The organism is Halorubrum sp. SP9, assembly GCF_005435015.1.
Taxonomy (GTDB): Archaea; Halobacteriota; Halobacteria; order Halobacteriales; family Haloferacaceae; genus Halorubrum; species Halorubrum sodomense.
Window position 1 is genome coordinate 18,834 of sequence record NZ_SGXU01000003.1, and the last position, 14,316, is coordinate 33,149.

Below are 14,316 nucleotides of genomic sequence, written 5' to 3' on the forward strand. Positions count from 1 at the left end.
GCGCCGGTCGGGCCCGACCGCTCAGTCCCAGTCGGCCGGCCAGAGGTCGGCCGCGCGCATCCCCGTCTCGAAGTCGGCCTCGCGGAACGCGGCCGCGAGCTCGTCCCGGTCGAGTCGGGGCAGGTCGCGTTCGGGCGCGGCGAACTCGACGACGAGCAGGGCGATCAGCATCGCGTGTTCGCGGACGTTCCGGTCGTCCACCTTGTCGCGGGTGTCCGCGTGGGTGTGGCCCCAGCCCCGACCGCGGTCGCCCGAGTCGCTGTGGAGCTGGAGCGCCGGCACGCCGCGGCGCACGAACGGCCACTGGTCGGAGAACGGGTGCGGCTGCGCGTCCACCTCGATCGGCCGGCGCGTCGCGGTCGACACCGCCTCCGCGACCGACGCGGCCGCCGTCGAGGCGTGCGCGAGCGCGACCAGGTCGCGGAACCGCCCCGCGCCGTCGACGTTGACCACGCCCTTGACGCGGTCGAGGTCCAGCCGGTCCGCGAGGTGTTCGGCGCCGAGCAGTCCGACCTCCTCGGCGCCGACCGCGACCACGTCGACCCCGAGGGGGAGGGCGGCGTCCGCTAAGACCTCGGCCGCGGTCGCGACCGTCGCGATCCCGCAGCCGTTGTCGAGCGCGCCCTCCGCGATGTCGTGGGCGTCGTAGTGAGCGAGCAGGAGGACGCGCTCGTCGGTGTCCGGCCCGGCGCGCCCGATCACGTTGCGGCTCTCGCCCGGCGTCGTCGACGCCTCGACCGAGAGCTCGGCCCGCGCGACGGACCCCGATCCGCCCGTCGTCCCCTGGCTCGCCGTGTCGACCGCGCCGCCGACGGAGCCGCGCTCGGCGCCGCCGACGGTCCCGCCGACCGCGTACTCGCGGAGCCACGCGCCGGTCTCCTTCGAGACGCCGACCGCGACCGCCTCGGCCTCCTCCCCGAACGTGAGCGACCCGGTGGGCGGTAGCTGCCCGTCGACGTGGTTGACGAACACGAAGCCGACCGCGCCCGCCTCGACCGCGTAGCCGAACTTCTCCATGCGGTGGACGAACCGGCCTCCCTCCGGGGTGGTGGTCGAGGCGACCGCGATCCGACCCTCGACGTCGCGCTCGTCGATCTCCGCCGGGGTGCCGTAGCCGACGTCGACGAGTTCGCCCGCGACGCGCCCGGACGGCGAGTACGGGAGCGCCAAGGCCTCGAACGAGCGCGTGGCCGGCTCGCCGTCCCGGCCCGAGACGGTCACGTCGAGCGACGCCGACCCGCGCTCCCACGCGGGTAGGTCGAACGGCTCCGCGCGCACGTCCGCCAGCCCCGCGCGCTCGAAGGCGTCCGCGACGAGTCCGGCGGCGCGGCGCTCCCCTTCGCTGCCGGCCATGCGGCTCCCGATCGCGGTGAGGTCCGTGAGGAAGCGCCACGGTTCGTCCTCGGTCCAGGTCGCGCCGAGCGCGGGGGCGAGGGCCGCCGCCCGCTCGCGCACGCGGTCGACGGCGGCGCCCGCGCCCGTTCGCGTCGCGTCTGCTGCGTCGTCGGTCATGAGCGTGCCTGCGTCGGTGACGGCTTAAGCGTATGGCTCGCGGCACCGGATCGTCGGGGTCGGCCGGCGTCGGCCGAAACGCTACGTTGAAGTGGGACGGTCGGGTACCTCGAATCGAGCACCGTTGGTCCAGTGGTAGGACATTAGCTTCCCAAGCTAATAGCCCGGGTTCAATTCCCGGACGGTGCACTTCTGACTGACTTCGGCAGTCAACGTTTGCTTCGCTTCGCTCGGCGAACTCCCTACGGCGAGCAGATCGCGAGCCGCAGGTGTGCCGGGGATTCGCGTGGGCGCTGGCTTCTATCCCGGACCGGTGTAGCTGTCGAGCTCGTCCGTTCGGTCCGGGTGTTCTTCCTCGACGTGCTGGTGGACGCGGTGCGTGGCCTGCTCGGGCGCGTTCTTGACGTCGTCGTGCGGGACGTCCGGTTCGAAATCACAGAACGGGCACTCGGAGAGCGTGTCCTGTGACATGCGTTAGCATTGGGTTCGACGCCTGAAAAGCGATCTGACGACGCCGAGCGCGACTGACAGAAACGGAGTCCGGGACGCGGTCGCGTCTTGGAACGCGGTCCCGGCGACCGCTCAGAAGATGTTCGCCTGGTCGTACACGGAGATGCCGGTGTCGGTGATGTCGTACGGCTTCGTCTCGCGGGAGTGGTTCGCGTCGCGGATCTTCTGGATCTCGACGGCCAGGCGCGTCTCGCGGAAATCTGACCCGCGGACGTACTGGAGGACGAACACCGCGTCCGTGAGGTACTCGACGATCCCGTGTCGGGAGGCGTACGCCGTGTCCTCGCTCGCCTCGGAGGTGAGCAGCGTCGTGACGCCGGATTCCTTCAGCGAGCGCGTGAACCCGAACACCTCGGAGCGACGCTTCGCGGGGTGGTCGTACATCATCTCCAAGAGCGAGACGGAGTCGAGCACCAGCCGGTCCGCGTCGAACTCGGCGATGAGCCGGACGAGGTCGTTGCGGATCGACGACAGCGAGTTGGCCATCTCGATGGGGTCGATGGCGACGACCGCGAGGCGGTCCTCAGCGGCGTGCTCGCGGAACGACCACCCCTTCTCGGTCGCCGTGTCGAAGATCGACTCCCGGGTCTGTTCGAGGGTGATGTAGATCCCTTTCTTCCCCGATTCCAAGGCGTGGTTGAGGAACTGGAGCGCGAACGTCGTCTTCCCGGTCCCGGCGCCGCCGATGACGGACAGCAGCGACCGACTGGGCACCCCCCCGAGGATCATGTCGTCGAGGCCGTCGATCCCGATGTCGGTCCGGTCGATTTCCGACTCGAACTCCTCGGGGTCGACGTCGAAGTCGCCCCCGCCACCGCCGGCGTCGGCGTCGCCGCCTCCGAGGTCCTCGAAGCCGAAGTCGTCGTCGCCCGCGCCCGCCGCGCCGCGGTAGCCGCCGAAGGGGTCGCCACCGCCGCCGCTCGATACCGCATCGCCGTCCCCGCCGCCGGCACCGCTTCCGGATCCGCCGCCGCTCCGGCGCCCGCCGAAGGGGTCGTCCGCGCCGAACGGGTCCGTCTCGGCGTTCCCACCGTCGGAACCCGCGTCGACGTCCGCGTCGCCGCCGTCCTCACCGAAGGAGTCACCCTCACCGAAGGAGTCGCCCTCACCGAAGGAGTCGCCCTCACCGAAGGAGTCGCCCTCACCGAAGGAGTCGAACTCCCCGTTATCGGCATCGGCGTCGACATCGCCGAACGCCTCCGCCGGAAGGCCGCCGGCCGCCGAGTCGCCGTCTCCGGGCTCGTCCCCCTCGCGAACGCCACCGAAGGGATCGTCCGCGTCCTCCTCCGCGAGACCGGCTTCCCCGCCGTCCGATCCGCCCGCCGCGTCGACGCCGTCTCCCTCTCCCTCCTCGCCGTCGGGCTCCCGGCCCGCGTCGCCGGCCGGCCGCTCGTCGGACTCCTCGTCGGTCTCGCGTAACGCGCGCTCGAACCAGTCGTCCTCCTCGCTCATCGTTTCCGCCGCCCGTGGGGAGTCGACATGCGCCGAGCAACGCGGCCGAGCGGCTTGAAACTTTCCGGCGAGCTATCAGATTTCGAGAACTCGGTGGGAGCGGTCTGTCCCGACGTCCCGACGCGATTCGCCCGACCTCCCGGTGCGATTCGGCCGATGTCCGCACGCTTTTACCCGGCGGCGGGGATCGACTCCGCATGGAAGTCGGCATCGTGGCGCGAAAGGGAAGCGAGCGGGCGGCGTCGCTCGCGGCGACCCTTCGAGACGTCGTCGTCGAGGCGGACGAGGCCGTCTGGCTCGACGAGGAGACCGCCGCGGCGCTCGCCGCCGGGGACGACGCGCGGCCGGTCGACCGGTTCGACGACTGCGATTTGGTCGTCGCCGTCGGCGGCGACGGGACGTTCCTGTTCGTCGCGCGCAACGCCGGCGACACGCCGATCGTCGGGGTGAACCTCGGGGAGGTCGGGTTCCTCAACGCCGTCCCGCCGGCGGACGCCGCGGCCGCGCTCCGCGCCGAGATCAGAGCGTTTCGCAACGGCGGGCTGGACGTCCGCGAGGCCCCGCGGCTCGCCGCCAGCGCGGGTGACTGGACGTCGACGCCGGCCGCGAACGAGGTGGTCGTTCAGGGCGACCGGCGAGGGCCGGGCGGTGGGATCGACTACGAGGTTCGCGTCGACGGGTCCCGGTACGCCGGCGGCCACGCCGACGGCGTCCTCGTGGCCACGCCGACCGGCTCGACCGCGTACAACCTCTCCGAGCGCGGGCCGCTGATCCACCCCGAGGTGGACGGACTGGTCGTCAACGAGATGGTCGCGGACGAGGGGATGCCGCCGCTCGTTGTCGACACCGACGTGACCGTCACCGTCGAGATCGAGGGCGACGCGGGCGCGACGGTCGTCAGCGACGGCCGCGACACCGCCGCCCTCGACGGGCCGGTCGAGGTGAGCGTCGAGCGGACCGCGCCGCCGATACGGATCGCGGGGCCGCCCTCCGACTTCTTCGAGGCGCTCGGCAAGCTGTCGTGAGCCCGGAACGTGCGCCCTCGGGTCCCGTCGAACGCACCCACAAAGCGTTTATCGGACGCCCGACGACCTGGGAGCGTGAATCGCCGGTCGACGCTCGGACGGTACGCCCTCGCGGGGGTCGCCGTCGCCGCGCTGGCGGCGTTCGCGCTCGCGACGTCTCCCGAGGCGGCGCTCGCCCGGCTCCGCTGGCTCGCCACCGACCCGATACGGTTCGGGCTCGCCGCGGTCGCGCTCGCGGCCGTTAGACCCCTGCTCGCGTGGCCGACGACCCTGCTGGCCGTCGCCGTCGGCTTCGCGTACGGCTGGGTCGGGACCCCGTTCGCGCTCGCGCTCGTCGTCGGCACCGCGCTGCCGCCGTACGCGCTCGCCCGGGCGGGGCGACTCCGACTCCGGGACGACCCCGGAACCGGCGAGGAGCCGGGCGTCGCCGCGCGGTTCTGTCGCGCCGGCGAGCGCTTCGCGGCGGAATCGGGGAGCGTGCGCGCCGTGGCCGGCACCCGCCTGCTGCCGCTCCCCTCCGACGCGGTGACGGTCGGCGCCGCGGCCGCCGGCGTCGGGACCCGATCGTTCCTGCTCGGCACCGCGGCCGGCGAACTGCCGTGGGTGCTCTGCGGGGTCGCGGTCGGCGTCTCGCTCGACCGCCTCGCGGCGGGCGGCGGATCGCTCTTCGATCCGACCGCGATCCTCGGCATGGCCGCGGTCGGCGCGCTCCTACTCGCCGGACCCCTCTACCGGACGTTCCTCGGGCCGGACCCGACGGCGTCGGCGTGACGAGCCGCGAAAACCGCTCCAAGGGCGTCGATCGGCGAACGGATCGGAGAAAGCGAAGATCGCCCGAACGCGTCGTCGCGCGGGCGATCGTGCGGATCGTGTGCCTCTGACGGCGAACGGGTGCCTCGGTTCGGAGACCGACCGCAGCGACGCGCGCATTCCCCCGGTCCCCGAATCCCGGGAACCGACCCAGCCCTGACCCCGAAGCCGCGGTGCGGTCCGCGCTCGCTCCGCGCGAACGGCCGGACGCGACCGCGACTCCAACGGGGGACCGGGGGGATGCGGCGTCGCTACGAGCCGTCGGTCTCGTTGCCGCCGCTCGATCCGTCGCCTTCCGCGTTCTCCGACTCCTCGTACTCGACCTCGATCCCGCTCGGCACCGGTCGGAGGAGGTACCGGCCGTTCCCCCGCAACACCGGCGCGAAGTCGGCCGTGAACGTCGTCCGCGTGTTCTCGCGGACCTCGAACGACTCGTTGAACTTCAGCGGCGCGTCGCCCGGCAGGTCGACCGTCGCGTCGCTCCCGTCGGTAAGCGTCCCGTCGGCCGACGAGACGTCGAGTTGGAGGAACGGGTACGTCCCCGTCCGTAGCTCGCGCTCGTCGATCAGCTTCGTCTCGCCGTTCTGGAGCTCGACGAGGTCGGCCTCCTGCGGCTCGTCGAACTCGAAGTACTCGCGGCCGGCGGCGGCGTCTTCCTCGCCGTCGGTCTCGTTACCGGCGGCATCCGTCTCGTCGCCGTCGGCGGTGTCGGACCCGTCGTCCGCCCCCGCCCGTGTCCCCTCCGGTCCCAACCAGAACCCCTCGACGGTGACGACGAGCGATTCGAAGTCGTCGATGTCGGCGGGCTGGTCGGTGACGGCGGTCGCGAGCGTCCCCGTCGCGCGGCCGACGCAGCCGGCGAGGCCGGTCGCGCCGAGCGCGGCGGCGCCGGTCGCCAGTACGTACGTCCGGCGGTCGATCGCGTCGAAGTCGAGCGTGCGGTCCCGCACGTTACGTGCCCTCCTCGTTCGCATCGGACCCGTCGTTCGCGGCGGATCCGTTACCCTCGCTCGCGCTGTTCCCGGCGATGTCGCTCACGGTTTCCCCGAGGTCGTCGAGCCCGCCGTCGAGGAACTCGTTCACGCTGTCGAGGATGCCGCCGACGAAGTCGGGCACCTGGTCCGGCAGGTCGGTCGGCGGTCCCGCGTCGCCGGGGGCGTCGCCCGACCCGGGAGTCGCCGCGACGGCGCCGGCGGCCGCGCCGGTCCCGATCAGTACCACCGTGGCGAGCGCCACGATCAGCGTCGTTCGGATCGCGTTCATGACGGGCTCCCCTCGGTGCCCGACGCCCTTTAATGTCGCAAGCCGTTCAGCCGAGTTACGCCCGATTTAACCCGGTTTTATCGCCGGAAGACGGTCTGCTGCGGGATTTCTGCCACGAACAGCGGTAGTATATAACAGAACGCCTCGAACGGTCGCGGTCGGCGGCGCGGCCGCGGCCCTCGTCTCGGGAGGTGTCGGCGCGTCTGGCCGATCGCGGTCGACCGAGCCGTCCGGTCAGGGCTCCAGCCGGTTCGGGTCGCGCGGGAACATGATCGCCTCCTTGATGTTGTCGAGGCCGGCGACCTTCTGGACGAGGCGGTCGATGCCGAGCCCGTAGCCGCCGTGGGGGGGCGTCCCGTAGCTCAGCGCCTCGATGTAGAACTCGAAGTTCCCGGTCTCGACGCCCTCCGCTTCCATGACCTCGACCATGCGCTCGACGTCGTGTTCGCGCTGGCCGCCCGAAGAGAGCTCCTGGCCCTTGTAGATGAGGTCGAACTTCCGGGAGGCGATCTCGTCGTCGGGCACGTCCTGCATGTAGTAGAACTTCTCGTCGGGGTAGCCGACGACGAAGAACGCGGGGTGGCCCCGCTCCTCGAAGTGCTCGCCGAGCAGCTTCTCGCCCTTCGTGTCGAGGTCGGTCGGGTCGTCCGGGAAGTGCCCGTACTCGGTCTCCAAGATGTCGAGCGCCTCGTCGAAGGTGATCCGCGGGAAGTCGTCCTCGGGGACCTCCAGGTCGACGTCGAGCAGGTCGAGCTCGCGCTCGGCGTTCTCCGCGACCTCGCGGAGCGCGTGGCGCAGCGACGCCTCCTGGACGTCCATCACGTCGTCGTGGTCGTCGATGTACGCCAGCTCGACGTCGAACATCGCGATCTCGGAGACGTGGCGGGAGGTCGCGAAGTCCTCGGCGCGGAACGCGGTGCCGGTCTCGTAGACGGCCTCGTAGCCGGAGGCCATCAGCATCTGCTTGTACAGCTGGGGGCTCTGCGAGAGGAACGCGTCCTGGTTGTAGTAGAGGATCGGGAACAGCTCGGCGCCGCCCTCGGCGCCGCCCTTCGAGATCAGGGGCGTCTTGATGTCGACGAACCCCTCGTCGTCGAACCACTCCTCCATGGCGGTGATGAGCTCGGAACGCAGCGTGAACACCGCGAGCGTCTCCGGCTTCCGGAGATCGAGCGCGCGGTTGTCGAGCCGGGTGGAGAGGTCGACCTCGATGTCCTTCGAGATCTCGAGCGGGAGCGGGGACTCCGCCTCGTCGATGACCTCGTACTCGGTGGGCGCGATCTCGACGCCGCCGGGCGCCTGGTCGCTCGCCAGGGGCTCGCCGACGACCCGGACCACGTCCTCGGCCCCGACGTCTTGGACGGCCTCGAACAGCTCCGGCTCGCGCTCCTCCTTGAAGACTATCTGGATGAGCCCCTCGCGGTCGCGCACGATGAGGAAGACGAGGCCTCCCAGGTCGCGGATCTCGTGGACGTGGCCGGCGATGGCGACCTCGTCCGCGTCCGGTTCGACGTCCGACGTGTGAATTCGCTCGATCATAACGGACTGCTTACGCGCAACTGGTCGGGCGGCGGTCATAGGCCTGTCGTCTCGACGGCGACGGAACGGGGCGCCGGCGGCCGCTCCGGCGGATTCTCGGGGGCTCTCGGGTCGCGCACACCGTGTCATGTGGTCGCATAACTAACATAATTTTAATACGAAACCGACATATCTGGCGAACGACGGCGCACCCCGCGCCGCGGATCCCGACCATGACCCGTTCCGCCCTCTCGACGCTCGCGCGGTCCGCGAGCGTCGCGTTCCTCGGGTGGACCGGGACCGGCTACGGGATTCCGAATCCACGGTCCGTCCGCCCGACCGCGTGACGCGCGCCGGCTGGGGAGATTTCCCCCGGGACGGACCGCACCCCGTTCTCTCCAGCCGCCGCTGTCCGTCGCGCGCGTCGAGTCGGACGACCGTCACCCTCGCGAGCGCCGCCGTCGGCGACCCCCGTCGTCGCCGGCGCGGCGTTCGAGGACGCGCACCGGTCGCTCCCGGATCGTCATCCGGGACACCGACCGGCCGCGCCGCGTTCGACTCGCGGCGAGGGCGTATGGCGGCAGCCATCCACACGCCGTCGGTCGAGGCGACGGTGACCGTCCGCGTCTCGCAGGCGGCCGCCGGCGACCTCGTCGCCGGCGCCAGAGCACAGATCGAACGAATCGACGGCCTCAGCGTCGAGGCGATCGAGATCGCCGGCCTCCGGCCCGGCCTCAACGACACCACGGTCGAAGCGATCGCCACCCTCGCGGTCGACGAGGGGGCGGCGTCCGACGCCGAGTTCGACGGCGCCGAGCCCGACGGCGCCGACGAGTTCGTCGTCCACCGCGTCCGCGAGCGGCTCGCGGACGGGTTCGGCGTCGACCCGGAGCGCGTCGAGCGGGTCGACCCGCCCGACTGACGGGGTCCGGGACCGCGGTGTTCCAACCTAGTCGCCGTCGAGCCGCTCCCGCACCTCGGCCTCGGCGCGCCGGAGCACCTCGCGGATCGGAAGCCCGGTCGCCGCGGCGACCGCGGCCGCGTCGTCGTACTCTCCGCTGACGTCGTACACCTCCCCGTCCGTCGTCGACGCGACCTTCACCGCCACCTCGTGGTCCGCGCCGCCGACCCGGAGCGTCGCCGTCTCGAACTCGCGCTCGGCGATCCAGCGGTGGCTCGCGCCGGACTGACGCACTCCGAGCGTTCCGGTCTCGCGGGCGAGTCGATCCGCGACCGCCTCGGCGTCCTCCGGCTTACAGATCGCCTTCACGAGGTGGCCGGGGCGGGACTTCTTCATCGTCGTCGGGACGATCGTCACGTCTCGCGCGCCAGCGCGCGCGAGGGTCTCCTGAAGCCCGCCGAGCACCTCCGGTGCCGCGTCGTCGAGATTGGTCTCTAAGACGGCGATGTCGTCGTGAGCGAGCGCCCCACCGCGGTCGTGGCCGACGTGGGGGTCGCGTTTCCCGTCGACCTCGCCGTGTTCGTCGCCCGCCCCTCCCCCGTCCCCGACGAGCGAGCGGAGGACGTTCGGGTGGCGCTCGAAGTCGGCGTCGCCGGCCCCGTATCCGGCGCGTTCGATCGCGAGGTCCGGGACCGAATCGACGCCCTCGGCGATCGCCCCGAGGATCGCGGCGCCGGTCGGCGTGAGCAGCTCGCGATCGATCGGCCCGCCGACGATCCGGAACCCGGCTCGCCTCGCGATCTCGGTCGTGGCCGGGGCCGGGACCGGGTAGGTCCCGTGGCTCATCTCGACCGTCCCCCCGCCGGCCGCGAGCGGCGTCGTGACCACGCGCTCCGGGCCGAGGTCGTCGACCAGCAGCGCCGCGCCGACCACGTCGGCGATCGCGTCGTCCGCGCCCACCTCGTGGAAGTGCGTCTCGTCGAGGTCGGTGCCGTGGACCGACGCCTCGGCGCGACCGAGCAGTTCGAAGGCGTCGAGCGCGGTCGACTCGACCGCGTCGGGGAGATCCATCGACCCGACGAGGTCGACCACCTCGCGGTAGCTCCGCTGGACGCCCGCGCCCTCGGCGTGGGTCTCTGATTCGGCGGTGTCCGTCTCGCGGTCGTGGTCGTGACTGTGGCTATGGTCGTGCCCGTGGCCGTGGTCGTGATCGTAACCGTGATCGTGACTGTGGTCGCGACCGTGGCTGTGGTCATGGTCGTGGTCCGCGTCGGCCTCGACCGCACCGTCGCCGTCGTCGACGAGGACGTCGACGGTCGTCGCGCGGATCCCGTTCTTCTCCGTCTCGCCGATCGCGTACCGAACCGGGAGCGCGTCCCTCGCCGGGGCGAGGGCGTCGGGGTCGGCGCCGGCCGCGATCAGCGCGGCGCAGATCATGTCGCCGGCGGCGCCGGTCCGACCGTCGAAGACGAGCGTTCGCATGATTTCCCCGAGGCGACTGGCGGACAAATACCTCCGGATTCGGGCTTCCAACCGACGGCGAAAAGGCACGCTTACGACGGGGTTTTATGACCGGACTCCGTACCGTGCCATATGATCACACAGCCTACCGTGGCCGCCGATCGGACCGGAGGAATCGGCGGGCCGGAGACGGGCAACAGGCTTATTCCCGGACCGGGTCCAGATACGATCATCCCCCGCGAGGAACCATGAACGAAGTCCAACTCGAAGTCGCGAAGGCGTACCCGAACGACTCGGGACGCGGTATCGCGCGACTCGACCCCGACACCCTGCTCCACCTGAAGCTCTCGCCCGGCGACATCATCGAGATCGAGGGCGCGGAGACCACCGCCGCGAAGGTCTGGCGCGCCGACCGCCAAGACTGGAACACCGACACCGTCCGGGTGGACGGATTCACCCGACAGAACGCGGACGTGGGCATCGGCGAGCGCGTCACCATCCGGAAGGCGGAGGCCGAGAAGGCCGACAAGCTCGTCTTGGCCCCGCCGGAGGATGCGTCGGTCCAGTTCGGTTCCGACGCCGCCGGCATGGTGAAACGTCAGATCCTCAAGCGGCCGGTCGTCGAGCGCGACATCGTCCCGGTGATGTCCTCGACGAACCACCCGTTCATGCGGTCGCCCGGCCAGGCGATCCCGCTGATCGCGGTCGAGACCGAGCCCGACGGCGTCTGCCTGATCACCGAGGACACGGAGGTCGAACTGCGCGAAGAGCCGATCTCCGGGTTCGAGAAGACCGGCGGCGGCATCACCTACGAGGACATCGGCGGCCTTCAAAACGAGATCCAGCGCGTCCGCGAGATGGTCGAGCTGCCGATGAAACACCCGCAGATCTTCTCGAAGCTCGGGATCGAGCCGCCGCAGGGCGTCCTGCTCCACGGCCCGCCGGGCACCGGGAAGACCCTGCTCGCGAAGGCGGTCGCCAACGAGACGTCGGCGTCGTTCTTCTCGATCGCCGGCCCCGAGATCATCTCGAAGTACTACGGCGAGTCCGAACAGCAGCTCAGGGAGATATTCGAGGACGCGAAAGAGGAGTCGCCCTCGATCATCTTCATCGACGAGCTCGACTCGATCGCGCCGAAACGCGAGGACGTCACCGGCGAGGTCGAGCGCCGCGTCGTCGCCCAGCTGCTGACGATGATGGACGGGTTAGAGACGCGCGGGCAGGTGATAGTCATCGGCGCGACGAACCGCGTCGACAGCGTCGACCCCGCGCTCCGCCGGCCGGGTCGGTTCGACCGCGAGATCGAGATCGGCGTCCCCGACGAGGTGGGGCGCAAGGAGATCCTCCAGATCCACACCCGCGGGATGCCGCTCTCGGACGACGTGAGCTTGGACCACCTCGCCGACGAGACGCACGGGTTCGTCGGTGCCGACATCGAGAGCCTCACGAAGGAGGCCGCGATGAAGGCGCTGCGCCGGTATCTCCCCGAGATCGACTTAGACGAAGAGGAGGTGCCGCCGAGTCTTATCGACCGGATGATCGTCAAACGCGACGACTTCTCGGGGGCGCTGAACGAGGTGGAGCCCTCGGCGATGCGCGAGGTGCTCGTCGAACTCCCGAAGATATCGTGGGACGACGTGGGGGGACTCACCGACGCCAAACAGCAAGTCCAAGAGTCGGTGGAGTGGCCGCTCACCTCGCCGGAGAAGTTCGACCGGATGGGCGTCAACGCGCCGAAGGGCGTGTTGCTGTACGGCCCGCCCGGAACCGGGAAGACGCTGATGGCGAAGGCGGTCGCCAACGAGACGAACGCGAACTTCATCTCGGTGCGGGGGCCGCAGCTGCTCTCGAAGTGGGTCGGCGAGTCGGAGAAGGCGATCAGACAGACCTTCCGGAAGGCCCGGCAGGTGAGCCCGACGATCATCTTCTTCGACGAGCTCGACAGTCTCGCGCCCTCGCGCGGGCAGGAGGCCGGGAACAACGTCTCCGAGCGCGTCGTCAACCAGCTGCTGACGGAGCTCGACGGCCTCGAGGACATGGGCGACGTGATGGTGATCGGCGCGACAAACCGTCCCGATATGATCGACCCGGCGCTGCTGCGCTCGGGGCGGTTCGACCGCCTCGTGATGATCGGCCAGCCGGACCAGGAGGGTCGCGAGCGGATCCTCGAGATACACACCCAGAACACGCCGCTCGCGCCCGACGTGAGCCTGCGCGAGGTCGCCGAGATCACCGACGGCTACGTCGGGTCCGACCTGGAGGGGATCGCCCGCGAGGCCGCCATCGAGGCGCTGCGCGACGACGACGACGCCGAGGAGGTCGAGATGAAACACTTCCGGCGCGCGATGGAGTCGGTGCGGCCGACGGTAAACGACGACATCCTCGCGTACTACGACGACATCAAAGAGCAGTTCAAGGGCGGCGGCGGCGAGTCGCTCCGCGACACCGGCGGCCGGATCGGGTTCCAGTAACGCCGGCGACGCGCCTTTCCTGCGGGGACGTTTTGCGTATCGCGCGCGTAGCGGGCGCCATGTCCGACGACGTCACCGTCGACGTGGAGGTCGAAGTGGAGGTCGACCGCGACGAACTGGAGATCGAACGCGGCGACGCCGAACTGATCGAGGCGACCTACGAGGCGAACGGGATCGAGATCGAGGTCGAAGCCGAGGTGGAGACGCATGGGGGCGGTCACGGGGACGAGGAGGCCACGCACGGGGACGACGACGAACACGGAGAACGCGACCCCGAGTAGTCGTCCCCGTCCGAACCCCGAGCGTCTGGTTCCGCGCCTTTTAACCTCGCCAGCGACCAAGCGAGACCATGTCCCAGCCCCGCGTCCCCGGCGGCGACGAGAACGCGCTGGAGCTACCCTGCGGGGAGACGATCGGCGTCGGCGACCTGGACCTCGGAATGCGCGAGTACGAGTGCGACTGCGGCGAGGCGCACGCGGTCGTGATGGACGTTCATCCCCCCGAGCGATTCCTCCCGGAGTTCCTGGTCGAGGTGCTCCGCGAGGCGATCGAGACGACGAGCGAGGAGATGCCGGAGTTCGACACGCCGCACCTGCTCGGCGTGGTGTTAGAGGAGTTTCCGGAGGCCGTCGTCGCGCACGACGCCAGCGAGAACGCGGACGTGGGGTACGCGATGGCGTGGGTCACCCGGTTCGACTCGCGCCGACTCCACGAGATTGTCGTCGAACTTGTCATCGAACTGATGGAACACGCAGTGAGCCACGCCGACGACGACGAGGCGCTGTCGGCGTTCGAGCGGGAGATGGTCGAGTTCGACGTGAGCGAGTTCGTCGAGCAGTACCGCGCGGAGCGCGACCTCGAGGCCGAGGATCCCTACGCCTGAACTCCCTCCGAGCGCCGCTCGAAACACACCGAAGCGCCGGATAACGGCCGTCTCACGGCTCGTGTCTGACAACCGTCCGACTCCTGTCTCACTGAACCCTATATGTTCGGAGACCCTACGTAAGACGTATGAGCGCCGGCGAATACGACCGGTACGACCGGATCCGCGGCGTGCTCGCCGAGGCCGACGAGCCGCTGACGGCGCGGGAGATCCTCGCCCTCGTCGAGGAGTGCGACGAGTGCGAGGCGATCGACAGCCCGCACCGGGTCGCAACGGTACTCGGGCGCCGCGCCGAGCGCGGCGAGGTCGAGGTCATCGCGGGCCGGCCCTACCGGTACCGGCTCGAGACCTGAGTCGGTCGATACGCGGAAGGGGTCCCACGTCGAGGGGCTCGAGGCTCGACGCGGGCTCACGGCCATCGGGACGGACCGAATGCCGTGTAGTACCGACCACCGTGGTACTCGATGACTTTCGAAAATCGCAAACTCGCTGCGAGATTCGTACTCTACC

14 protein-coding genes and 1 tRNA gene are annotated in these 14,316 nt (G+C 70.4%); 8 read left to right on the forward strand and 7 right to left on the reverse strand.

Translation table 11 applies throughout. From position 1 onward, the window contains the following. Nucleotides 1-21: 21 nt before the first annotated feature. Nucleotides 22-1,512 (reverse strand): M28 family metallopeptidase, encoded by a 1,491-nt coding sequence (locus EXE45_RS02960; protein WP_092924267.1) that lies wholly within the window; start codon nt 1,510-1,512, stop codon nt 22-24. A gap of 118 nt (nt 1,513-1,630) precedes the next feature. On the opposite strand from EXE45_RS02960, the gene EXE45_RS02965 reads away from it, so the two are divergent. Beyond that, nucleotides 1,631-1,701: transfer RNA gene (locus EXE45_RS02965), tRNA-Gly, on the forward strand. Nucleotides 1,702-1,812: 111 nt separating this feature from the next. Here EXE45_RS02965 and EXE45_RS19570 read toward each other — a convergent pair. Both EXE45_RS19570 and EXE45_RS02970 read right to left on the reverse strand, forming a co-directional pair. After that, the gene (locus EXE45_RS19570; RefSeq protein WP_157746005.1) at nt 1,813-1,983 is read right to left on the reverse strand and encodes a hypothetical protein; all 171 of its coding nucleotides are present in this window, start codon (nt 1,981-1,983) and stop codon (nt 1,813-1,815) included. Nucleotides 1,984-2,094: 111 nt separating this feature from the next. Next, nucleotides 2,095-3,474 carry a KaiC domain-containing protein gene (locus tag EXE45_RS02970; protein ID WP_137693481.1) on the reverse strand — a complete coding sequence of 460 codons (1,380 nt, stop codon included), beginning with the start codon at nt 3,472-3,474 and terminating at the stop codon, nt 2,095-2,097. Between the two features lie 197 nt (nt 3,475-3,671). Between EXE45_RS02970 and EXE45_RS02975 the strand changes: the two genes are divergently transcribed. Continuing rightward, on the forward strand, nt 3,672-4,499 hold the full coding sequence (locus EXE45_RS02975) for an NAD(+)/NADH kinase (protein WP_137693482.1): 828 nt from the start codon (nt 3,672-3,674) through the stop codon (nt 4,497-4,499). A 75-nt stretch (nt 4,500-4,574) separates the two neighbouring features. After that, nucleotides 4,575-5,270, forward strand: coding sequence for a VTT domain-containing protein (locus EXE45_RS02980; protein ID WP_137693483.1), 696 nt, complete (start codon nt 4,575-4,577; stop codon nt 5,268-5,270). 290 nt (nt 5,271-5,560) lie between these two features. Here EXE45_RS02980 and EXE45_RS02985 read toward each other — a convergent pair whose 3' ends face one another. The 3 genes from EXE45_RS02985 to aspS form a co-directional block, all read right to left on the reverse strand. Next, nucleotides 5,561-6,283: a DUF4382 domain-containing protein gene (locus EXE45_RS02985; RefSeq protein ID WP_394348142.1), complete on the reverse strand. Its 723-nt coding sequence runs from the start codon at nt 6,281-6,283 to the stop codon at nt 5,561-5,563. Beyond that, on the reverse strand, nt 6,261-6,572 hold the full coding sequence (locus EXE45_RS02990) for a hypothetical protein (RefSeq protein ID WP_092924252.1): 312 nt from the start codon (nt 6,570-6,572) through the stop codon (nt 6,261-6,263). Before EXE45_RS02990 ends, EXE45_RS02985 begins: the two co-directional genes overlap by 23 nt. A 234-nt stretch (nt 6,573-6,806) precedes the next feature. Continuing rightward, a complete protein-coding gene (gene aspS / locus EXE45_RS02995) occupies nt 6,807-8,111 on the reverse strand; it encodes an aspartate--tRNA(Asn) ligase (protein ID WP_092924249.1) in 1,305 nt (434 codons plus the stop codon). A 553-nt stretch (nt 8,112-8,664) separates the two neighbouring features. On the opposite strand from aspS, the gene EXE45_RS03000 reads away from it, so the two are divergent. Continuing rightward, nucleotides 8,665-9,012: a hypothetical protein gene (locus tag EXE45_RS03000; protein WP_137693485.1), complete on the forward strand. Its 348-nt coding sequence runs from the start codon at nt 8,665-8,667 to the stop codon at nt 9,010-9,012. A gap of 27 nt (nt 9,013-9,039) precedes the next feature. On the opposite strand, the gene larC is transcribed toward EXE45_RS03000, so the two are convergent. Continuing rightward, nucleotides 9,040-10,473: a nickel pincer cofactor biosynthesis protein LarC gene (gene larC / locus EXE45_RS03005; protein WP_137693486.1), complete on the reverse strand. Its 1,434-nt coding sequence runs from the start codon at nt 10,471-10,473 to the stop codon at nt 9,040-9,042. A 227-nt stretch (nt 10,474-10,700) separates the two neighbouring features. Here larC and EXE45_RS03010 point away from each other — a divergent pair, with 227 nt between their 5' ends. The 4 genes from EXE45_RS03010 (at nt 10,701) to EXE45_RS03025 (ending at nt 14,159) form a co-directional block, all read left to right on the forward strand. Further along, on the forward strand, nt 10,701-12,923 hold the full coding sequence (locus EXE45_RS03010) for a CDC48 family AAA ATPase (RefSeq protein WP_092924239.1): 2,223 nt from the start codon (nt 10,701-10,703) through the stop codon (nt 12,921-12,923). 59 nt (nt 12,924-12,982) lie between these two features. After that, nucleotides 12,983-13,204 carry a hypothetical protein gene (locus EXE45_RS03015; protein WP_092924236.1) on the forward strand — a complete coding sequence of 74 codons (222 nt, stop codon included), beginning with the start codon at nt 12,983-12,985 and terminating at the stop codon, nt 13,202-13,204. Nucleotides 13,205-13,272: 68 nt separating this feature from the next. Continuing rightward, nucleotides 13,273-13,806, forward strand: coding sequence for a DUF5815 family protein (locus EXE45_RS03020; protein ID WP_092924233.1), 534 nt, complete (start codon nt 13,273-13,275; stop codon nt 13,804-13,806). A 128-nt stretch (nt 13,807-13,934) separates the two neighbouring features. Continuing rightward, nucleotides 13,935-14,159 carry a hypothetical protein gene (locus EXE45_RS03025; RefSeq protein ID WP_086221077.1) on the forward strand — a complete coding sequence of 75 codons (225 nt, stop codon included), beginning with the start codon at nt 13,935-13,937 and terminating at the stop codon, nt 14,157-14,159. Nucleotides 14,160-14,316 lie beyond the last annotated feature (157 nt).